The organism is Micromonospora sp. WMMA1976 (assembly GCF_027497335.1).
In the GTDB taxonomy this organism is placed as follows: Bacteria; Actinomycetota; Actinomycetes; order Mycobacteriales; family Micromonosporaceae; genus Micromonospora; species Micromonospora aurantiaca.
Map to the genome: position 1 here is coordinate 3,339,667 of NZ_CP114912.1, position 18,334 is coordinate 3,358,000.

An 18,334-nucleotide genomic window follows, 5' to 3' on the forward strand; every position below is an offset into this window, starting at 1 on the left:
CAGTCAGCCCCGTGCCACAAGTCGCGCGATCTGCCGCGCCATCCGCGCGGTCTCCGCCGCGTCGCAGCGGTCCCGGCGAACCCGGTGGCTGCGCCCGTCCACCGCGCCGAGGCTCAGGTCGCACGCGCCGGGAGTGGTCCGGCCGAGCGCCACAGTCACCGCCGGCTCACCGGCGTCGACCTCCGAGGTGTGGAAACCGCCGGCGCGCAGCGCGTACGAGTCGCCTGCGGAGTGCGTCTCCACCGTCGCGGTCATCGCGGTCACCAGCCGGTCGGTGGCGGCCATCTCGTCCACCTCGCCGAGGCTGTGCACCTCGTAGATCCGCCAGGCCGGGTCGGCCGGCGCGTCGTCGACCTCGATCAGCTCGTTGCGGACGGTGCCGTGCAGCACGTGGCTGAGCAGGTCCCAGCTGTGCGAGTGCATGGTGGACGTGGTCGGGCGCACCGGCGGCGGGTCGGCCGGCCAGGCGTGCACGCAGATGCCGTCCGGGCCGTCGCGTTCCACCGGCAGGCAGGTGAAGCCGAGCGGATGCCGGACCGCGCGCAGCGGCCGACGCCCTTCGGCGACGTCGCCGAGCACGTCCAGCACCCAGCCGCGCAGCATCTCCGGCCGGGTGCCCCGGTCGATCTCCCGTTCGAGGTCGGCGTAACTGGTCATGAGTAGGGGTTCCTCGCCTGGACGGCCTTGCCGATGATGTCGGCGACCTCACGGTCGCCGAAGGACCGGGGCAGCGTCAGGCCGAGGGCGGTGAACAACCGCCGTACCTGCTCGACCGACGGCTCGTCGTCGAGCTTGACCTGGGCCGCCGCCTCGATCGGCACGCGCCGGCTCTGCCGGCGGCTGTAGTCCAGCTCGATGTTGAAACGGTTGTAGTAGACCTCGCCGCGGTCGATGCGCAGCGCGGGCGTCTGCGGGTTCTCCTGGGTGATGACGACGCAGGACGAGGAGAGGTCGTAGCGGAACGTGGTCATCTGCGCGGAGAGCCGGACGTCGACGGTGAGCAGGCCGGACCGCTGCAGGTGCCAGCAGGCGGCCAGCACCGTCGCGTACGACTCCTTGCGGGTGCGGTCGACGGTCCACGGTTCGCCCGGCGCGTCCGGGTCGAGGCTGCGCCGGAACCGCGCGTACCGTTCGCAGACCTCCTCGTCGGTCGGATCGATGATCTCGATCGCGACGGTGAGCGTGGCGTTGCGCCGCCGGGCGTGTTCCAGGCAGTCCGGCAGCGTGACCGCGCGCAGGAAGGTGCCGGTGCCGCCCTTGAAGCTCCACTGGTCGGTGTGCCGCCGCGCCTCGGCCAGCGCCTGCCCGACCTCGCTGCCGTGCAGCACGCGCACCATCGAGACACTGTCGATGGCCTCGCGGGCCCGGTTCAGCGCGCCTTCCGGCCCAGTGATCTCCTGCATCTGCGGGACCAGGTCGGTCAGCCGGTCACGGGTGTCCGAGATGACCTGACGGACCTCCCGCTCGGTGGTGCGCCGGCGCAGCCGGTCGCGCAGCATCGCCTGCGCGAGCAGGCCCAGGACCAGCAGGATCGCGCTGTTGACGACCTCCTGGTCGACCGCGTTGGTGAGGCCGAGCACGGACACCGTGAGCGCCAGGACGAGGCCGATGAACGCGTCGAGATTGGTCACGACCCAGGCGAGCAGGCGCGTCATGACATCCCCCGGTCGACGACGGAACCTCCATGATAGCCCGCTGTCAATGTCGCCATCACACCCTGTTTCGGGCCGGTGGCGGTCCGCCCTGCCGGCGGGCGGCGCAGATCAGCGAACCGCCCAGGCCGGGCGCGGCGCGGGCCAGCCGGCGCGAGGTCACCCACCGGCCGCCCGGCAGCCGCCAGCCGACCTCGTTCGAGCGCAGCGCCACCGGCGTGAACCCGGCCCGGCGCAGCGTCCGGCGCAGCAGCGAGGCGGTGAACGGGCGGATGTGCAGCCACAGGTACGGATGCAGCGGGTCGACCTGGCGCGGCGCCCGGCCGGCGAGAAACGCCAGCCGGTCCTGCACCGGCGCCAGGTTCGGGGTGGTGAGCACCAGCAGGCCGCCGGGCGCCAGCACCCGGTGGCACTCCCGCAGCAGCGCCAGCGGGTCGTACACGTGCTCGATCAGCTCCCCGGCGAGCAGCCCGGCGAAGCTGCCCGCCCGGAACGGCAGCCCACGGGTGGCGTCCAGGCAGACCGGCAGCGCCCGTCCGCAGGCCGCCGCGCGAGCAGTGCGCAGCGCCGTCTCGGCCGTGTCGGCGAGCACCACCGGGCCGGGCAGCGCAGCCGGCTCGAGCATGCCGCGCGGCCCGCAGCCCAGTTCCAGCACCGGCCCGCGGCCGGTCACCCCCTCGGCCATCAGCCGGGCCGCGACCGCGCGGCGCACCCGGTGGTACGGGTCGTCGACGTACCCGTCGACCTCGGCGCCGTCGTGGTAGCGGCGGTGGTTGGCGTGCCTGCCGTGCGCCTGCGCGCGGTGCGACGACGTCCCGGTCGGCGGCTCGGCCATCACCCCTCCACAGCGGACGCCGGCCCCGTCGGCGGCGTCCGCTCCAAGCCTCGCACCGGTCGCGCCCGGCGGCGCGCACATCCGTCGCCGGATGTGCGCGCGGCGGTACGTCAGATCGCCCGCGCCCAGTCCAGCCGGGTGCTGTCGTCGTACTCGTCGCCGGGGATCCACCACTGCTCGCCGAAGCCACTGGTGGACACGATGATGTTGCCGCCGTCCGGGTACTCGTTCTCCGGCGGGATCGACAGCGCGGCGCAGTAGCGGCCGTCCGGGGAGAACACCGGCGACAGGTAGAACCGGGGCTCGTCGGTGAGCTTCTTCAGCCCGGTGCCGCCGATGCGCACCGACGCCAGCGACTGGTTGTAGACCTCCCGGTCCAGGTGCCAGCGGTTGGTGCAGAAGACGACGCGCCCGGAGTCGGGCATGAAGACCGGCGAGATGAACATCTCGCCCGCCACCGGCGTGTAGACGGGCCGCACCGTGCCGGTCGCGAGTTCCAGCACCCGCAGTTGCCAGCCCTGCGAACGGCTACGCCACTTCACGACGATCATCGAGCCGTCCCGGGACCAGTCCGGGTCCCTCATGGAATGCCCCTCGACCAGCACGCGGGTGGCGCCGGTGACCACGTCCACAGCGATCAGCCGGTCGTTGTCCTGCCCGGTGACGAGCGCGATCTCGGAGCCGTCCGGTGACCAGGTCGGCGCGCCGTAGCGGACACCGAACGGGTCGGCGAGCAGAGTGCGCTTCTGGCCGGTGACCCGGTCGTACACGGCCACGAACGGCTCGAGCGTGCCGTCGCCCGAGCGCGCCGTGTTGACCCAGGCCACGTACCGGCCGTCCGGCGAAGCCTTCGCGTGGTCCCCGTTGGGCAGCAGCTCCCGCGGCGTGGTCCGGCCCGGGTCGACCTGGAGCACACCCCAGCCGACGCTGACCAGCCACGACCCGTTCACCGCGTCGGCGGCGGACACCGGTGCGGCGGACGCGGCGGAGGGCGCGGCTGCCAGCCCGGTCGCGGCGGCGAGCCCGGTCAGCGCGGCGGTACGCAGCAGGGCACGACGATTCAGTGCGGTCATTCGACAACCCCCGTGAGAGACGTGGCCCCAACCCTCCCGAGTGGATCGACGCACCGGAATCGGACGAGCGGCCGCTTCACGTTCGGCTGCTCGTCCATCACCGCCGGTGAGCCCGGAGCGGCCCGGTACGCTCGCCCCGATGACCTCCGACGCGCTGCACCGCGCCCTCACCGAGGCGGGCGACCCGCCGCTGCTCCCGCTCCCGGGCGTGGCGGTCGAGCTGCTGGCCGCGCTGGCCGCCCCGCCGCGCCTGGGCGCGCACCTGCGGCTGGTGCACGACGTCGCCTGGCACCTGACCGCCGCGTTCGCCGACCGGTTCGCCGCGGTGCCGTTCGACAGGCAGGCGGTGCTGTTCGGGGCCGCCGTGCACGACCTGGGCAAGGTCGAGCATCCCGGCGAGCTGACCGGCCCTGGATCGGCGCACGAGGAGGCGGGCTACCAGTTGCTGCTGCGCTTCGGCGTACCGGAGGAGCGGGCCCGTTTCGCCGTCACCCACGCCGCCTGGCACTCCCCCGGCGTGCAGCTGGAGGACCTGATGGTCAGCCTCGCCGACAAGGTGTGGAAGGGCCGCCGCGTCACCGACCTGGAGCAACTCGTGGTCGACCGGCTCGCCGGCATCACCGGCCAGGAGCGCTGGCAGACGTTCCTGGACCTCGACGACGTGCTCGCCGAGCTGGCCGCCGGCGCGGACCGCCGGCTGGCGTTCCAGGCCGAACATCCGGTGTACGGCTGACGCCGGACCGACGGCGGCGATGAGTCCGGCACCGGCCGGTGGTCTGCCCTGAGTCGGTGTTCTCCGATCTCCGGGAGGAAACATGAGCACAAGCGAAGCGCGGGGCCGGGTACGGGCGTTCGTCACCGTGTCCCTGGACGGCTACGTCACCGGTCCGGACGACCACGCCGGCCAGGGGCTCGGTGTCGGCGGCGAGCGGCTGCACCACTGGGTGATGGGTGGGCCGTGGACCTACGACACGCCACGCGAACCCGGCACCGGCATGACCGGTGCGGACCGCGCGTACTTCGACGAGCTGCTGGCGGGCGTCGGCGCCGCGCTGTGCGGCCGAGGCATGTACGACGCCGCCGGCGCGTGGGGCGGCCGCAACCCGTTCGAGGCGCCCCTGGTCGTGCTCACCCACCGCACCGCCGACCAGCCCGACCCGGACGCCGGCTTCCTCATGGTCGACGGGTTCGACGCGGCGCTGGCGGCGGCCCGGCGCACGGCCGGTGACGGCGCGGTGGTCATCGGCGGGGGCGCCGACGTGATCCGGCAGGCGCTCGCGGCCGGCGTGGTCGACGAGCTGGGCCTGTCCACCGCGCCGGTGATCCTCGGCCGCGGGAAGCGGCTGTTCGAGGGCTTCGACCGGGACGTCGACCTGGAGATCCGCGCCGTGCACCATTCGCGCCACGCCGTGCACGTCCGCTACGCCGTCGGCCGCCACGCGAGCGATACCGATTGACTTTCGATAGGTTCCGCGCGATAGTCGATGCATGCTTACGGCGCAACGCGCGGTCACACCACTCCGCGCCTTCCTGGTCCTGCTGTTCGCGATCCTGGTGCTGTTCCAGACCATGTCGCTGCCCGGGCAGTTCGCGCACATGGCGCGCGAGAACCCGGACATGGCGTACCTGCGGTGGCCCGCCACCGCGGTGACGATCTTCTGGGTGCTGTGCGTGCAGGTGGTGATCGTCTGCACCTGGCACCTGCTCACCCTGGTCAAACGCGACCGCATCTTCACCGAGGCGTCCCTGGGCTGGGTCGACGGGATCGTCTGGGCGGTCGCCGCCGCCTGGGTGGTGCTGGTCGGTGTGTTCCTCTACGTCGGCTTCAACGCCGACGACCCGGGCCTGCCGCTGCTGCTGTTCCTGCTGGTCACCGGCGTCAGCGTGCTGGGGCTGCTGATGGTCGTGCTGCGCGCGCTGCTGCGCCAGGCCACCACGCTGCGCACCGACATGGAAGCGGTGATCTGATGCCGATCGTCGTGCGCATCGACGTCGAACTGGCCAAGCGCAAGATGAGTGTCGGCGAGTTCGCCGAACGCGTCGGGCTCACCCCGGCCAACGTCGCCGTGCTCAAGAACGGCCGCGCCAAGGCCGTCCGGTTCAGCACCCTGGAGGCCATGTGCCGGGTGCTCGACTGCCAGCCCGGCGACCTGCTCGAATGGGTCGCCGACGAGGAGGAGCGATGAGATACCTGGCCGCCGTCGTCGCCCTGCTCGCCGTCGCGCTCGGCGTCGCCGGCTTCGTGTACGGAGAGGCCGACGACTCCCCCGGCCTGCAGCTCCTGTCCGCGCTGCTCGTCATCGGCGCGGTCGCCATCGGCGTACGCGTCGCCCGGCGTACCCGATAGGGCCGGCGCCCCCTCGACGCCGGCCCTGCCACTCAGCCCTTCACGCAGACGACCTGCTTGAGGTGGGCGACCACCTCGACCAGGTCGTCCTGCTGGGCCATCACCTCGGTGATGTCCTTGTACGCGCCGGGGATCTCGTCGACCACACCGGCGTCCTTGCGGCACTCCACCCCGGCGGTCTGCGCGGCCAGGTCCGCCGTGCTGTACGTCCGCTTCGCCTGCCCCCGCGACATCCGCCGCCCGGCGCCGTGCGACGCCGAGCAGTACGCGTCCAGGTTCCCCTTGCCGCGCACGATGTACGAGCCGGTGCCCATCGAGCCGGGGATGATGCCCAGGTCCCCCTTGCCGGCCCGGATCGCGCCCTTGCGGGTCACCAGCACGTCCACCCCGTCGTAGCTCTCCTCCGCCACGTAGTTGTGGTGGCAGGAGATCGGCTCGTCGTAGCCGACGTGTGGGAACGCCTCCCGGACCACCTGGCTCAGCAGCGCGAGCATGACCGCCCGGTTGCGGCGGGCGTACTCCTGCGCCCACCACAGGTCCCGCCGGTACGCCTCCATCTCCGGCGTGCCGGCGAGGAACACCGCGAGGTCCCGGTCCGGCAGGTCGGTGTTGTGCGGCAGCCCTCGAGCCACCGCCATGTGCCGCTCGGCCAGTTCCTTGCCGATGTTGCGGGAGCCGGAGTGCAGCATCAGCCAGACCCGGCCGTCGTCCGGGCCGCCCTGCTCCAGGCAGACCTCGATGAAGTGGTTGCCGCCGCCGAGCGTTCCGAGCTGACGCTGCGCCCGCGTCTGGAGCTGGGCCACCTTCCGGTCCAGCGTGCCGAACCGCCGCCAGAAGTCGTCCCAGCCCGCCTGCTCCAGGCCCCGGATCCGGCGCGGATCGACAGCGTCGTCGCGCATCGCGAAGCCGACCGGGATCGCCGCCTCGATCGCCGACCGCAGCGGCGCGAGGTCGTCGGGCAGGTCGGCGGCGGTCAGCGAGGTGCGCACCGCGGACATGCCGCAGCCGATGTCCACGCCGACCGCGGCCGGCGACACGGCCTGCCGCATCGCGATCACCGAGCCGACAGTGGCGCCCTTGCCGAAGTGCACGTCCGGCATCACCGCGACGCCCTGCACCCACGGCAGTGCGCCGATGTTGCGCAGCTGCCGGGCCGCCTGCGCCTCGATCGCGTACGGGTCGGTCCAGACCCGGACCGGTGCCCGGGTACCAGCCAGCGGGGTGAAACCCATCGTCGTCTCCTTGTTCGTGTCCGTCCTGGACAGGTGCCCCGGACACGGAGAACCGCCCGGCTCCGGTGTCGGGGCGGGCGGTTCGCGCGGATCGTCGCGCCGGCGCTAGACGCGCCACCACCCGGGTTGCCACTGCCGTCGCCGGCCCGTGCCCGATTCGGACAGCAGGACACCGGCGCGCGGCGCTTGCCGCTCGGCGCGGGTGCGGTTCTGCTGCGACACGGCAGGCTCCCTGGTGGATCGGATCGACGTTGCCCGTTCACCGTACGGGCGCCGCACACGGGCAGCAACGCGATATTCCTTCGCGCACGGATGAGCGGCGCAGGCGCGACGTGATGAGCGCCGGGCGGGTCCGGCGGCTAGCCGGCGTGCGCCACCGGGTGGCGGCGCATCTCCTCCATGAACGGGTAGCGCGCGGTCAGCTCGGCGAGCGTGATGCCGGCCCGCCACGCGGCGGCGACCTGCGCGACCTGGAGCAGGTCGGTGGCGTCACCCCGGGCCTGGACGTCGCCGTCCACCCGCAGGTCGATCATGAAGTAGCGGGCCTGGGAGCCGAGGCTGACGCAGACGACGCCCCGGGGGGAGGCCATCTCGGCGCAGGTGAACCGGCTGCGTCCCTGCTCGGGCGCGGTCACCTCGCCGACGTCGAGCTGGTTCGCGGCGGCGGTCGCCACGAGCGCGGGGGCGAGACCGCCGGGCTCGACCAGATCCGGGTAGAGGCGCACACCCAGTGCGGCGGACACGTCGCTCATGCCTGACTCCCACTTCCTCGTGACAGAGACCAGCAGCGCGCAGGTTACGAGTGTGTTTCCGGCACGCACGGCCATCCTTTCCCGTACGACCGTCCCGGGGCAATAGGAACGCCCTCATCGAACCCCTCCGAGGTACGCTGCCGCCTCATGGCGCTGATCCGGTGTGACTTCTTCTCCGAGGCGTTGGGCATGGGCACGTCGATGACGGTGCTGCTGCCCGATCGCGGCGCGGCCGGGATCGGCGTGCCGGGCGCGGCCGCCGACGGCGATCCGCCGGTGCTCTACCTGTTGCACGGCCTGACCGACGACGACACGGTGTGGACCCGGCGTACCGCGATCGAGCGGTACGTGGCGCCGCTGGGGCTGGCCGTGGTGATGCCGCAGGTGCAGCGGAGCTTCTACTGCGACGAGGCGCACGGCAACCGGTACTGGACGTTCCTCAGCGAGGAGCTGCCCGAGGTGTGCCGGTCGTTCTTCCGGCTGTCCGACCGGCGGGAGGACACGTTCGTCGCGGGCCTGTCGATGGGCGGCTACGGGGCGATGAAGTGGGCGCTGCGCCGCCCGGAGCGGTTCGCGGCGGCGGCGAGCCTGTCCGGCGCGCTGGACGTGACGCGCCGCCGCCACCATGCGACGCATCCGGTCGACCCGGCGGTCTGGCGCACCGTCTGGGGTGACGGCCCGGTGCCCGCCGACGACGACACGGTGGGGCTGCTGGAGCGCTCCGGCGAGGACCGGCCGGCACTCTACGTCGCCTGCGGCACGGAGGACTTCCTGTACGAGGACAGCATGCGGTTCCTGGACGTGGCCCGGAAGCGTGACGTGCCGGTCACCGTCGACTTCGGTCCGGGTGACCACGACTGGGCGTACTGGGACGCGCGGATCCAGGATGTGCTGGCCTGGCTGCCGCTGCGCACGCGCTGACCGGTGTGCGCGGGCGTCCGAGCGGGCTCAGACGCCCACGGTGCCGTCGATCGCCTCGCGGATAAGGTCGGCGTGCCCGTTGTGGCGGGCGTACTCGTGCAGCATGTGCAGCATGACCAGGCGCAGCGAGACGTCCTCGCCCCAGCGGGCCTGGTGACCTGTCACGTCGAGCGACTCGGCCTCCCGTTCGATGCGCCGGGCGTGCTCGATCTCGCGCCGCCACGCCTCGAACGCCTCCGCCACGTCGGCGTCGCGGGCGTCGTACGCCTGCTGGAAGTCGCCGCTGTCCGACCACACCAGCGGCACGTCCTCGGCGGCGATGACCCGGCGGAACCAGGTGCGCTCCACCTCGGCCATGTGCCGGACCAGGCCGAGCAGGGACAGCGCGGACGGCGGTGACGCCGCCCGGCGTAACTGCTCGTCGGTCAGGCCCTCGCACTTGAGGGCCAGCGTGGCCCGGTGGAAGTCGAGGAAGGCGCGCAGCGACTCCCGCTCGCCGGCGAGCAGCGGCGGGCCGATCCGTTCGGTCTCCATGAGCGCCGAGCCTAGCCGCGATCGATCTTGGTGGAACGACCGCGTCACCGCAGTGACGAACCGGCCACCGGGAAGTCGAACCAGGTGTCCGGGTACGGCTCGTCGACGTACCGGTAGTGCCACCACTCCAGCGGATAGTTCTCGAAGCCCTGCGCGGACATCAGCCGGCGCAGCAGGTCCCTGTTGTTCCGGGCGGTGTCGCTGATCCGCGCGTCGGCGGTGTGGGCGCGCGGGTCGAAGCAGTCGAACCCGGTGCCCATGTCGATCGAGTCGTCGGCGAAGCGGCGCCCGGCCGGTTCGGTGCAGGGCACGAGCGCCTGACCGGGCGTGTACGCCGGCTGCGGGGGCCCGGAGACCGGGACCAGGGTCAGGTCGACGGTGCTGCCCCGGCTGTGCGCGGTGGGGGCGCCGATGTAGCCGTCGGCGAACAGCCGGTCCTTGGGCACGCCGGGATAGAACTCGCCCTTCATCCGCTGCTCGCCGGGGAGTTTCGCCCAGGCGACGAAGTCGTCGGCGGCGCGCTGCGGGCGGTAGCAGTCGTACACCTTGAGGCTGTGCCCGCCGGCGAGCGCGGCGGTCTGCACCCGGTGCAGCGCCTGCGCCGCCGGGCGGGTGAGCAGGCAGCGCGGCTCGGCGTACCCGTCGATCGGGCGGCCGACGAAGTTGTGCGGACCCGCGTACCGGATGTCGGTGCGGACGGTGGGGTCGACGGCGGTGAGGTCCACGATGTCCGCCGGGGCCCGCGGGCCGGTCGGGGTTGGTGACGGCTGCGCGGACGGCGACGGCGACGGCGCGGGCCGCTGGCAGGCGGTGGCGATCAGCGCGGCCGCGACGGCCAGGACCGCCGTCGCGCGCATGCCGGTGCCCATCCGCCGTGTCTACCAGCCCTCGCGGGCCGGCGTCGGCGGAACGGTGGTCAGCCGCCCAGCACGGTACGCAGGAAGTCGACAGCGGCGGCGTCGTCGTCGATCGCGCCCGCCTCGTGGCCGTTGAACCGCCACACCGTCAGGTCCTTGTCGCCCCGGTAGTCGTGGTAGGCGGCGTAGACCGTCGACGGCGGCACGATGTCGTCCATCAGCGCGACGGAGAAGCGGACCGGCACCGTGGCGCGGCGGGCGAACGCGACGCCGTCGACGTAGCCGAGCGTGCGCAGCACCTGCTCCTCGCGGTCGCGGTGCACGGCGAGGTAGTCGCGGATCTCCCGGAACGGCGTGGTGTCGGTGATTGTGATCGCGCGCGGGATGTCGCAGAGGAACGGCACGAGCGCCACCGCCGCCCGCACCTTCGGCGCCAGGGCGGCGGCGGCGAGCGCGGCCGCGCCGCCCTGGCTGTGCCCGAGTACGGCGATCCGGTCCGGGTCGACGCCCGGCAGCTCGCACGCGGCGTCCACGGCGCGGACCGCGTCGGTGAGGAAGCGCCGGTAGTAGTACCGGTTCGGGTCCTCGATGCCGCGGGTGGCCATGCCCGGCGCCTGCGGTCCGGCGGCGGCGATGTCCGGCGTGTCGCCCCGGCTCCACCCCGAGCCCTGACCGCGCGTGTCCATCTGGAGGTGGGCGAAGCCGGCGGCGGACCAGAGCAGGTTCTCCAGCGCGTGGCCGCGCCCGCCGCCGTACCCGACGTACTGCACGATCGTGGGCAGCGGCTCCGTCGCGCCGCGCGGCACCCGCAGCCAGGCGCGGATCGGCTGTCCGGCGAAGCCCGGGAAGGTCACGTCGAAGACGTCGACACCGGTCAGCGGCGTGGACAGCGGGGTCGCGGACACGGGGTCGCCGCAGGAGCGCGCCTGTGCGAGAGTGTCAGCCCAGAAGGCGTCGAAGTCCGGCGGTTCGTGCAGGTCGCTGCGGTAGGTGCGGAGTTCGGCCTCGGTCAGGTCGGTGAACACGCCTCGGTTTTCCTCGTCGTTCGTCGGGGGTGGACGGCGACTCGCCGGAAGATGACTGGCGCATTTCCGGAACGTTTCCGCAACTCGTGCGAACGCTAGGGCCGGTCCGGCCTGTCGTCAAGCCCTCGCCGTACGGCAAGATGTGCGTGGGGCGGGACGGTCTACCGGTCGGTTCCGGCAGCCGGCGAAGGGAACACGGGTGAGCGCGGACGACGAGCGCAGGGTGACCATCACCGCGATCGCACGGGAGGCCGGCGTCTCGGTCCCGACCGTGTCGCGCGTGCTGAACGGGCGTTCCGACGTCGCACCGGACACCCGGGAGCGCGTCGAGGAACTGCTGCGTCACCACGGCTACCGGCGCCGCGGCAGCCGTACGGTGCGCCGGGCGGACCTGGTCGACCTGGTCTTCAACGACCTGGACAGCCCGTGGGCCGTGGAGATCATCCGCGGCGTGGAGGACGTCAGCCACGCCGCCGGGGTGGGCACCGTCGTCTCGGCGATCCACCGCGAGTCCAGCTCCACCCGGCAGTGGCTGCACAACCTGCGCGCCCGCGCGTCCGACGGCGTGATCGTGGTGACCTCGCACCTGAGCCCGGCCGTGCAGGCCCAGCTGCGGCGCCTCAACGTGCCGGTGGTGGTGGTCGACCCGGCCGCCGGCGTGGCCGCCACGGACGTGCCGGCCATCGGCGCCACCAACTGGACCGGCGGCCTGGCCGCCACCGAGCACCTGCTCAAGCTCGGCCACCGCCGGATCGGGTTCGTGGCCGGCCCGCCGCACCTGCTGTGCAGCCGGGCCCGGCTGGACGGCTACCGGGCCGCGCTGGCCGCCGCCGGTGTGGCCGCCGACGACCGGCTGGTGCAGCCCGGCGACTTCTACCACGCCTCCGGGTTCACCGCCGGTGGCGCGCTGCTCGACCTGGACGACCCGCCGACCGCCATCTTCGCCGCCAGCGACCAGATGGCCTTCGGCGTGTACGAGGCGGTACGCCGCCGCGGACTGCGGGTCTGCGACGACGTGAGCGTGGTCGGCTTCGACGACCTGCCCGAGGCGCGCTGGGCCTCCCCGCCGCTGACCACTGTGCGCCAGCCGCTGGTCGAGATGGGCCGGCTGGCCGCACGTACCGTGCTGCGGCTGGCCCAGGGCGAGGAGATCGACTCGCCCCGGGTCGAACTGGCCACCGAACTGGTGGTGCGGGACAGCACCGCAGGACCCGCCTCCCGCTGATCCGGGCCCCCTGCTTTCACTCCTGTTCCGGAATTTCCGGCTCCCGCAGCGCCGACCCGGTCGACATGGCTACCACGGCGGCGTGGCGGCGCCGCCGGGCCAGCAGCAGCGCTCCCCCGGCCGTCAGCACCGCGCCCACCGCCACCGTCACCCCCGCGCCGGGCCGCGGCCCGGGCGCCGCCCCGCCGCCGCGCAGATCGGCGTGCCCGGCCAGCGCAGAGGCCGCCCCGCCCGCCGGTGGCGCCGAGCGCTCCAGTTCCCCCGGCTCGACGAGCCGGCCGACCTGCGCGTCGCGGGGCTGCGCGAACCCCCAGTCGAGCAGCGCCGCGCCCTGCTGCCAGCCCCGCTGGGTCGTCACCTCGGCACCGAGCAGCGTGACCACGAGGCGTCGGCCGCCGCGCTCGGCCGCGCCGACATAGGTGTGCCGGGCCAGGTCGGTGAAGCCGGTCTTGCCGCCGAGCGCGCCCGGATAGTGCTCCAGCAGCATGTTGTCGTTGGAGATGGCGAACCCCTTCGCCCGCTGCGCCGGCTGGGCCGGGATCTGCGCGACCCGGGTGGCGGCGTATTCGCGGAACGCCGGGTCGGCGAAGCACGCCCGCGCGATCAGCGCCATGTCGTACGCGCTGGTGAACTGCCCCGGTCCGTCCAGCCCGGACGGGGTGACCGCGTGCGTCTGCCGGGCCCCGAGCCGGTGCGCCTCCTCGTTCATCGCCCGCACCCCGCCGGCCAGCCCGTCCGGGCCGCCGCCGAGGCGGGCCAGCGCGTTCGCCGCCTCGTTGCCGGAACGCAGCAGCAGGCCGAGCCAGATCGTCTCGATCCGGTAGTGCCCGCCCTCGACCAGCCCCACCGCCGAGCTGCCCGGTTCCACGGCCAGGTCCCCCGCGGTCACAGTGACCTCCCGGTGCGGATCCAGCCGGGGCAGCATCGTGGCGGCGAGCAGCAGCTTCTGCACGCTCGCGGGCACGCCGTACTCGTGCGGGCCGCAGCCGCCGAGCACCGCGCCGCTGTCCAGGTCGGCGACCACCCAGGAGGTGGCGGTCACCGCCGGCGGCGCGCTGGACGCGGGCGGGACGACTAGGCCGGCGGTGTCGAGCGCGGCGCCACCGACGGCGCGCGCGGCCGGGTCGGGCGCGGGCGGCGGCTGCGGCGGCCGGGTCGCCGGGGCCGGCACGTTCGGGCAGGGCGGCGCAGCCGGCAGCCGGCGTACCGGCGCGCGGGCGGCGGCCGCCGCCGGTGTCACGGAGGCCGGCAGCAGCAGGGCGGCGGCCAGCGCCACGAAGGGTCCCCAGGTCCTCATGACCCGGACGCTAGCCACGCCGACCCGAACGGGTCACCGGCTCCGGGATTCGGGCCCCGGCACCGAGGTAAGGCGGTAGGCTCCGCGGCTCGCTCGCGGCTCAGCGCGCGCGGAGCCCGTGCCCGGCGAGCGGGCCGACCTGCCATCCACGGCGGCGGCACTCGGCCAGCACACGCGGGAGCGCGGCGAGACCGGCCCGCCAGGCGCCCGGCGCGGCGGTACGGGAGGAGTCGTGCAGCAGGATCGTCCCGCCTGCGTCCAGTCCGGCCAGCACGGTGCGCGCGACGGTGTCCGCGGTGGCGGTGGCGGTCCAGTCCCGGCCCCAGCAGCTCCACAGCACCGGCCGCAGCCGCAGCCGCCGGGCGGCCACCAGCGCGGCGGTGGTGAGCACGCCGTACGGCGGTCGCATGAACCCGGGCGGACGGCCGGTCACGTCGGTGACCAGGTCGTAGGCGCGGGTCAGGTCGCTGACGGTGCGGGCCGGGCCGCTCAGCAGCAGGTTGTCGTGCGTCCAGCCGTGCACGGCGATCTCGTGGCCCTCGCCGGCCGCCCGGCGGCCCAGCGCGGGGTGGCGCCGCAGCATCGCGCCGAGCACGAAGAACGTGGCGCGGACCCGGTGCGCCGCCAGCACGTCCAGGACGTGCCCGGTGGACTCCGGGTCCGGGCCGTCGTCGAAGGTCAGCGCGACCCGGCCGGGCGTCCCGAGCCCGTGCAGCCCGGGCAGCAGCCGTCGCCGCAGCGCGGGCAGCGCCGTCACCGCCGGTGCCGCGTGCAGCACCGGCAGCGCGAGCGCGGCGGCCCCCGCCAGGGTGACCGCTCTCATCGCAGGCCGCCGGTGGACTGCAGCAGCGCGGCGAGCACGGCGACGGCGTCTCCGACCGGGTCCAGCAGCGGGCGGCGCTTACCGGCCGGTCCGGCCGGCGGTGCCCGGCGCGCGGCCTCGGCGACCAGGCCCGCCGGGTCGCGGTACACGTCGTCGCGGAACGGGCTCACCGGTCCGGTCCCGATCACGGCCGCGAGGACCGGCCCGAGCTGCTGCGGTGTGGCCGCCCACCGACTCAGGCCGGCCCGGGCCAGGATCGCGGCGTTGGCGCGCCCGTGCCCGGCGATGGGCCGGTACGTGACCACCGGCAGCCCGGCCGCCAGCGCCTCCTGGCAGGTCAGCCCGCCGGCGTTCTCCACCATGACGTCGACCGCGCGCATCAGCGCCGGCATGTCGTCGACCCAGCCCAGCACGTGCCGACCGGCGCCGCGCAGCCGGTGACGCAGCGCCGCGTTGTGCCCGCACACCACCACCGGCCGGACGCCCGCGGCGGCGACCTCGGCCACCGTGGCCGCCACCTCGCCGGCGCCCCAGGAACCCGCGACGACCAGCGCGAGCACCCCGTCGGCCGGTAGGCCGAACCGCTGCCGGGCCCGCCGGCGGTCCTCCGGGGCGGGCCGGGCGAAGGCGCGGGACACCAGCGGCTGCACGGCGGTGACGTCGGCGGCGCCGGCCCGGTGCGTCTCGGCGTGGCGGACCGCGCAGTACACGTCCACGCCCGGCGCGAGCCAGGTCGGGTGCACCACGAAGTCGGTCACATAGGTGATCACCGGGACACGGAGCCGCCCGCGCCGCCGCAGCGGACCGAGGAGCTGGTTGGCGAACGGATAGGTGGTGACCACGGCCCGGGTGTCGGGCGGGATGCGGCGGCGCAGGCGGCGGCGGAACGGCCGCATCAGCGCGCGGATCGCGCGTACGGCGGTCCGCGAGTTGCCGGTCAGCCGGAACAGCGCGTGGTAGCCCCAGGGGAGCCGGTGCAGCACCCCCCGGTACGTCTCGCGTACCGCCCGGTGCACCGGGCTGGGCAGCAGGTGCAGGAGGTTCAGCCGGTCCACCGCGAAGCCCCGCGCACGCAGCCGGTGCGCCAGCTCGTCGGCGGCCCGGTCGTGTCCGGCGCCGATGTCCGCCGAGACCACCACGATCCGGCCCGGGTGCTCCATGCCCGGCGCATACCCACGGAATCGGTGTCCACGCGATCCGCCGGGACGCCGGGTTCAGGCGCGGCGGCGTCCGCGACGGCGTGACCGGCTCCGGCGGGCGGCGAGCACCGCCGCCACCCCGCCGACGGTCAGTGCCAGCAGACCGGCGAGCGGCACGATCATCCGCCAGTCCCCGTCGCCGACGCGGCGCAGCGCGGTCCCGGCCGGTCCCCGCCAGGGCGGGGATGCGGTACGGCTCGGCTCCGCGGCCGCCGCCTGCTTGGGCTCCGCCGCCTCGGCGTCCCGTTCGCCCGGTTCGACCAGCCGGCCGACCGAAGCGTCCCGGGGCTGCCGGAAGCCCCAGTCGAGCAGCTGGGCGCCCTGCTGCCAGCCGCGTACCGGGCGGGCCTCGGCGCCGAGCAGCGTCACCACGAGGCGGCGTCCGTCGCGCTGGGCGGCGCCGACGTAGCTGTGCCGGGCCAGCTCGGTGAAGCCGGTCTTGCCGCCGAGCGCGCCGGGATAGCGGTAGATGAGCTGGTTCTCGTTCTGGATCTGGAACCCGCCCTTCTTCAGCGCGGGCTGGGCCGGGATCTGCGTGCGCTCGGTGCGCGCGTACCGGCGGAACGCGGCGTCGGCGAAGCAGGCCCGCGCGATGAGTGCCAGGTCGTACGCGCTGGTGAACTGGCCGGGGCCGTCGAGGCCGGACGGGGTGACCGCGTGCGTCTGGCCGGCGCCGAGCCGGCGGGCCTGCGCGTTCATCTCGGCGACGCCGGCCTGGGAGCTGCCGGCGCCGAGACGGGCCAGCATGTTCGCGGCGTCGTTACCGGACTGGAGCAGCAGGCCCAGCCACAGCGTCTCCACGCTGTAGCGGCCGCCGACGAGCAGGCCGACGGCCGAGCTGCCCGGCTCGATGTCCAGGTCGGCGCGGGTGGCGACGGCGACCTGCCTGGGGTCCAGTCGGCTCAGCATGGTGGCGGCCAGCAGCAGTTTCTGGGTGCTGGCCGGGGTGCCGGGGACGTGTGGGCCGCACGCGCCGAGGACCGCGCCGGTGTCCAGGTCCGCCACGAGCCAGGTGGCGGCGGTGACCGCCGGGGGCGCGGGGCTGCCGGGTGGCGTGACCAGCCCGGTACCGGCCAGCGCCTCGCCGCCCACCGCCGCCTGTTCGGGCGTCGTGGCCGGCGGCGTCGGGCGGGGCGGCCGGCTGACCTTCGGCGCGGGCAGGCGCGGGCAGGGCACGGGTGCGGCGGCCGGAGCGGCGGGTGCCGCGGCCGGCGCAGCCGCGGGCGTGCCGGCCGGGGCGCCTGTGGCCGGGGCCGGAACGCCGGTGGTGAGCAGGGTGACGGCGGTGGCGGCGGCCAGGACCCGGGCTCTCATGAGATGGCACCCTACCGAGCCGGATGATCAGGTCCGGACGGCTCACCGGTGTCGTGACACGGTGCCGATCACGCGGTCCCGGTCGGTGACCGATTGGCGCGTCAGCGCACGCCGCGCAGCCACCACCGCTGCCACGGCGTCTCGACCGCGCGCCTGTGGTAGCCGGACCGCACCCAGGCCACCGCCCGCGCGGGGGGCAGCCCGTCCAGCACGGCGAGGGCGGCCAGCGCGGTGCCGGTGCGCCCGACTCCGCCGTGACAGGCCACCTCGACCCGCTCCCCCGCGTACGCGCGCCGCCGCGCCTCCCGGAGCGCGTCCAGGGCATCGGCCCGGTCGGCCGGGATCCAGAAGTCGGGCCAGCGGACCCGCCGGGCCGGCCACTCCGGCTCGGGACCGGGCGCCAGCAGCAGGGCGAAGTCAGCCGGTGACGCGGGCCCGGCGACCCGGCGACCGCGCACGGTGGCGCCCCCGGGGAGCGTGAGCAGGCCGGTCCGGTCGGTCCACGGTGTCGCGTCCATCGGGTCATTGTGTCCCGGCGTCCGGACACGTGAGTGCCCGCCGGACGAGGTCCGGCGGGCACTCACGATCGAGCCGGGTCGTCCCCGGCGCACCCCGGATCAGCCGAGGCGACGGCGACGCCAGGCCATCGAGGCCAGAAGCAGCACCGCACCGGCGGCGGCGAGGCCCCCACCGAGCTTCAGCGGCGTGCCGATGCTGTCACCGGTGACCGGCAGCCCGCCGTGGTGCGGCGACTTGGTCGGCCGCGGCGGCAGGACGGTGCCGGTCGCGCTCGCGATCCGCCCGGACGTCAGGCCGGTGGCGGTGAACGTGTACCGGCCCGGCCGGGTCGGCCGGTAGGTGACGGTGAAGTTGCCGCTGGCGTCGGCCGTCACGGTGAACGTGGTCGGCGCGGGCTGCGGCTGGGCGCGGTTGGGCGTGTAGGCGACCGGCGCCATCGCCACCGTGCTGCCGTCGCTGCGCCGCGCGGTCCCCTCGGCCGGGGCGGCCGCGGGCAGACCCGAGATCGCCACGTCGATCCGCACCGACTCGTTCGGCGCGAAGTTCGAACCCCGCAGGGTGAACGTCTCGCCGAGCCGGATGGTCGTCGGTGAGACGGTCAGCGACGCGACCTCGGGCGGGTAGACCGGGGGCTGCGGCTGCGCCGCCCCGGCCGCGGTCGGCACGGCCGCTACGGCCAGGCCCACCGTGAGCGCCATGATGATGCGGGATAGCCGCATGATGGATTCC

General features: G+C 74.5%; 22 protein-coding genes. 7 read left to right on the forward strand and 15 right to left on the reverse strand.

Going from position 1 to position 18,334, the window contains the following annotated elements; all coding sequences use genetic code 11:
- Window positions 1-3 precede the first annotated feature (3 nt).
- The 4 genes from O7546_RS15485 to O7546_RS15500 all read right to left on the reverse strand — a co-directional run bounded on the left by O7546_RS15485 (window position 4) and on the right by O7546_RS15500 (window position 3,560).
- Window positions 4-657, reverse strand: a complete 654-nt coding sequence (locus O7546_RS15485; RefSeq protein WP_194799338.1) for a hypothetical protein — start codon at window positions 655-657, stop codon at window positions 4-6.
- A complete protein-coding gene (locus tag O7546_RS15490; protein ID WP_091418084.1) occupies window positions 654-1,655 on the reverse strand; it encodes a hypothetical protein in 1,002 nt (333 codons plus the stop codon). Before O7546_RS15490 ends, O7546_RS15485 begins: the two co-directional genes overlap by 4 nt.
- A gap of 55 nt (window positions 1,656-1,710) precedes the next feature.
- Window positions 1,711-2,487 (reverse strand): class I SAM-dependent methyltransferase, encoded by a 777-nt coding sequence (locus O7546_RS15495; RefSeq protein WP_281599095.1) that lies wholly within the window; start codon window positions 2,485-2,487, stop codon window positions 1,711-1,713.
- A gap of 110 nt (window positions 2,488-2,597) precedes the next feature.
- Window positions 2,598-3,560, reverse strand: coding sequence for an LpqB family beta-propeller domain-containing protein (locus O7546_RS15500; RefSeq protein ID WP_194799336.1), 963 nt, complete (start codon window positions 3,558-3,560; stop codon window positions 2,598-2,600).
- 139 nt (window positions 3,561-3,699) lie between these two features.
- Between O7546_RS15500 and O7546_RS15505 the strand changes: the two genes are divergently transcribed.
- From O7546_RS15505 to O7546_RS15525, 5 genes are all read left to right on the forward strand, one after another.
- Entirely contained in the window at window positions 3,700-4,293 is a 594-nt protein-coding gene (locus O7546_RS15505; RefSeq protein WP_135240342.1) for an HD domain-containing protein, read from the forward strand.
- Between the two features lie 82 nt (window positions 4,294-4,375).
- Complete coding sequence (locus tag O7546_RS15510; RefSeq protein WP_194799335.1) at window positions 4,376-5,017, forward strand: dihydrofolate reductase family protein; 642 nt, start codon at window positions 4,376-4,378, stop codon at window positions 5,015-5,017.
- 31 nt (window positions 5,018-5,048) lie between these two features.
- A complete protein-coding gene (locus O7546_RS15515; protein WP_135240344.1) occupies window positions 5,049-5,528 on the forward strand; it encodes a DUF2975 domain-containing protein in 480 nt (159 codons plus the stop codon).
- Window positions 5,528-5,746 (forward strand): helix-turn-helix transcriptional regulator, encoded by a 219-nt coding sequence (locus O7546_RS15520; protein ID WP_013476639.1) that lies wholly within the window; start codon window positions 5,528-5,530, stop codon window positions 5,744-5,746. The genes O7546_RS15515 and O7546_RS15520 overlap by 1 nt, the downstream gene beginning before the upstream one ends.
- Complete coding sequence (locus O7546_RS15525) at window positions 5,743-5,907, forward strand: hypothetical protein (protein WP_269697081.1); 165 nt, start codon at window positions 5,743-5,745, stop codon at window positions 5,905-5,907. Before O7546_RS15520 ends, O7546_RS15525 begins: the two co-directional genes overlap by 4 nt.
- Before the next feature lie 32 nt (window positions 5,908-5,939).
- On the opposite strand, the gene O7546_RS15530 is transcribed toward O7546_RS15525, so the two are convergent.
- Together O7546_RS15530 and O7546_RS15535 are read right to left on the reverse strand one after the other, a co-directional pair.
- Window positions 5,940-7,139, reverse strand: a complete 1,200-nt coding sequence (locus tag O7546_RS15530) for an RtcB family protein (protein WP_269697082.1) — start codon at window positions 7,137-7,139, stop codon at window positions 5,940-5,942.
- A gap of 359 nt (window positions 7,140-7,498) precedes the next feature.
- Window positions 7,499-7,891: a hypothetical protein gene (locus tag O7546_RS15535; protein WP_194799332.1), complete on the reverse strand. Its 393-nt coding sequence runs from the start codon at window positions 7,889-7,891 to the stop codon at window positions 7,499-7,501.
- 147 nt (window positions 7,892-8,038) lie between these two features.
- On the opposite strand from O7546_RS15535, the gene O7546_RS15540 reads away from it, so the two are divergent.
- Window positions 8,039-8,812, forward strand: a complete 774-nt coding sequence (locus O7546_RS15540; RefSeq protein WP_194799331.1) for an alpha/beta hydrolase family protein — start codon at window positions 8,039-8,041, stop codon at window positions 8,810-8,812.
- 27 nt (window positions 8,813-8,839) lie between these two features.
- On the opposite strand, the gene O7546_RS15545 is transcribed toward O7546_RS15540, so the two are convergent.
- Genes O7546_RS15545 through O7546_RS15555 form a run of 3 tightly spaced genes read right to left on the reverse strand, consistent with a single transcriptional unit; the run spans window position 8,840 to window position 11,228 of the window.
- Window positions 8,840-9,346 carry a DinB family protein gene (locus O7546_RS15545; RefSeq protein ID WP_194799330.1) on the reverse strand — a complete coding sequence of 169 codons (507 nt, stop codon included), beginning with the start codon at window positions 9,344-9,346 and terminating at the stop codon, window positions 8,840-8,842.
- Window positions 9,347-9,390: 44 nt separating this feature from the next.
- On the reverse strand, window positions 9,391-10,203 hold the full coding sequence (locus tag O7546_RS15550; RefSeq protein ID WP_194799454.1) for a M15 family metallopeptidase: 813 nt from the start codon (window positions 10,201-10,203) through the stop codon (window positions 9,391-9,393).
- Window positions 10,204-10,262: 59 nt separating this feature from the next.
- Window positions 10,263-11,228 carry an acetylxylan esterase gene (locus O7546_RS15555; protein ID WP_194799329.1) on the reverse strand — a complete coding sequence of 322 codons (966 nt, stop codon included), beginning with the start codon at window positions 11,226-11,228 and terminating at the stop codon, window positions 10,263-10,265.
- Window positions 11,229-11,427: 199 nt separating this feature from the next.
- On the opposite strand from O7546_RS15555, the gene O7546_RS15560 reads away from it, so the two are divergent.
- Window positions 11,428-12,453, forward strand: coding sequence for a substrate-binding domain-containing protein (locus tag O7546_RS15560; RefSeq protein ID WP_194799328.1), 1,026 nt, complete (start codon window positions 11,428-11,430; stop codon window positions 12,451-12,453).
- A 16-nt stretch (window positions 12,454-12,469) separates the two neighbouring features.
- Here the strand turns inward: O7546_RS15560 and O7546_RS15565 are convergent, their stop codons facing one another.
- The 6 genes from O7546_RS15565 to O7546_RS15590 form a co-directional block, all read right to left on the reverse strand.
- Window positions 12,470-13,750, reverse strand: coding sequence for a serine hydrolase (locus tag O7546_RS15565; RefSeq protein WP_194799327.1), 1,281 nt, complete (start codon window positions 13,748-13,750; stop codon window positions 12,470-12,472).
- A gap of 100 nt (window positions 13,751-13,850) precedes the next feature.
- Entirely contained in the window at window positions 13,851-14,573 is a 723-nt protein-coding gene (locus tag O7546_RS15570) for a polysaccharide deacetylase family protein (protein WP_194799326.1), read from the reverse strand.
- Window positions 14,570-15,733: a glycosyltransferase gene (locus tag O7546_RS15575; RefSeq protein WP_281599106.1), complete on the reverse strand. Its 1,164-nt coding sequence runs from the start codon at window positions 15,731-15,733 to the stop codon at window positions 14,570-14,572. Before O7546_RS15575 ends, O7546_RS15570 begins: the two co-directional genes overlap by 4 nt.
- A gap of 54 nt (window positions 15,734-15,787) precedes the next feature.
- On the reverse strand, window positions 15,788-17,086 hold the full coding sequence (locus O7546_RS15580) for a serine hydrolase (protein ID WP_194799324.1): 1,299 nt from the start codon (window positions 17,084-17,086) through the stop codon (window positions 15,788-15,790).
- Between the two features lie 101 nt (window positions 17,087-17,187).
- Window positions 17,188-17,604, reverse strand: a complete 417-nt coding sequence (locus O7546_RS15585; RefSeq protein WP_194799323.1) for a protein-tyrosine phosphatase family protein — start codon at window positions 17,602-17,604, stop codon at window positions 17,188-17,190.
- 99 nt (window positions 17,605-17,703) lie between these two features.
- Window positions 17,704-18,324: a hypothetical protein gene (locus tag O7546_RS15590; protein WP_128138550.1), complete on the reverse strand. Its 621-nt coding sequence runs from the start codon at window positions 18,322-18,324 to the stop codon at window positions 17,704-17,706.
- Window positions 18,325-18,334 lie beyond the last annotated feature (10 nt).

Excerpts from the sequence above, each read along its gene's own strand:
- O7546_RS15580 (WP_194799324.1), bottom strand. The coding sequence starts at position 17,086 with ATGAGAGCCCGGGTCCTGGCCGCCGCCACCGCCGTCACCCTGCTCACC.
- O7546_RS15585 (WP_194799323.1), bottom strand. The coding sequence starts at position 17,604 with ATGGACGCGACACCGTGGACCGACCGGACCGGCCTGCTCACGCTCCCC.
- O7546_RS15530 (WP_269697082.1), bottom strand. The coding sequence starts at position 7,139 with ATGGGTTTCACCCCGCTGGCTGGTACCCGGGCACCGGTCCGGGTCTGG.
- O7546_RS15490 (WP_091418084.1), bottom strand. The coding sequence starts at position 1,655 with ATGACGCGCCTGCTCGCCTGGGTCGTGACCAATCTCGACGCGTTCATC.
- O7546_RS15510 (WP_194799335.1), top strand. The coding sequence starts at position 4,376 with ATGAGCACAAGCGAAGCGCGGGGCCGGGTACGGGCGTTCGTCACCGTG.
- O7546_RS15570 (WP_194799326.1), bottom strand. The coding sequence starts at position 14,573 with ATGAGAGCGGTCACCCTGGCGGGGGCCGCCGCGCTCGCGCTGCCGGTG.
- O7546_RS15540 (WP_194799331.1), top strand. The coding sequence starts at position 8,039 with ATGGCGCTGATCCGGTGTGACTTCTTCTCCGAGGCGTTGGGCATGGGC.
- O7546_RS15545 (WP_194799330.1), bottom strand. The coding sequence starts at position 9,346 with ATGGAGACCGAACGGATCGGCCCGCCGCTGCTCGCCGGCGAGCGGGAG.
- O7546_RS15575 (WP_281599106.1), bottom strand. The coding sequence starts at position 15,733 with ATGGAGCACCCGGGCCGGATCGTGGTGGTCTCGGCGGACATCGGCGCC.
- O7546_RS15565 (WP_194799327.1), bottom strand. The coding sequence starts at position 13,750 with ATGAGGACCTGGGGACCCTTCGTGGCGCTGGCCGCCGCCCTGCTGCTG.
- O7546_RS15515 (WP_135240344.1), top strand. The coding sequence starts at position 5,049 with ATGCTTACGGCGCAACGCGCGGTCACACCACTCCGCGCCTTCCTGGTC.
- O7546_RS15495 (WP_281599095.1), bottom strand. The coding sequence starts at position 2,487 with ATGGCCGAGCCGCCGACCGGGACGTCGTCGCACCGCGCGCAGGCGCAC.
- O7546_RS15550 (WP_194799454.1), bottom strand. The coding sequence starts at position 10,203 with ATGCGCGCGACGGCGGTCCTGGCCGTCGCGGCCGCGCTGATCGCCACC.
- O7546_RS15500 (WP_194799336.1), bottom strand. The coding sequence starts at position 3,560 with ATGACCGCACTGAATCGTCGTGCCCTGCTGCGTACCGCCGCGCTGACC.
- O7546_RS15525 (WP_269697081.1), top strand. The coding sequence starts at position 5,743 with ATGAGATACCTGGCCGCCGTCGTCGCCCTGCTCGCCGTCGCGCTCGGC.
- O7546_RS15590 (WP_128138550.1), bottom strand. The coding sequence starts at position 18,324 with ATGCGGCTATCCCGCATCATCATGGCGCTCACGGTGGGCCTGGCCGTA.
- O7546_RS15485 (WP_194799338.1), bottom strand. The coding sequence starts at position 657 with ATGACCAGTTACGCCGACCTCGAACGGGAGATCGACCGGGGCACCCGG.
- O7546_RS15520 (WP_013476639.1), top strand. The coding sequence starts at position 5,528 with ATGCCGATCGTCGTGCGCATCGACGTCGAACTGGCCAAGCGCAAGATG.
- O7546_RS15505 (WP_135240342.1), top strand. The coding sequence starts at position 3,700 with ATGACCTCCGACGCGCTGCACCGCGCCCTCACCGAGGCGGGCGACCCG.
- O7546_RS15535 (WP_194799332.1), bottom strand. The coding sequence starts at position 7,891 with ATGAGCGACGTGTCCGCCGCACTGGGTGTGCGCCTCTACCCGGATCTG.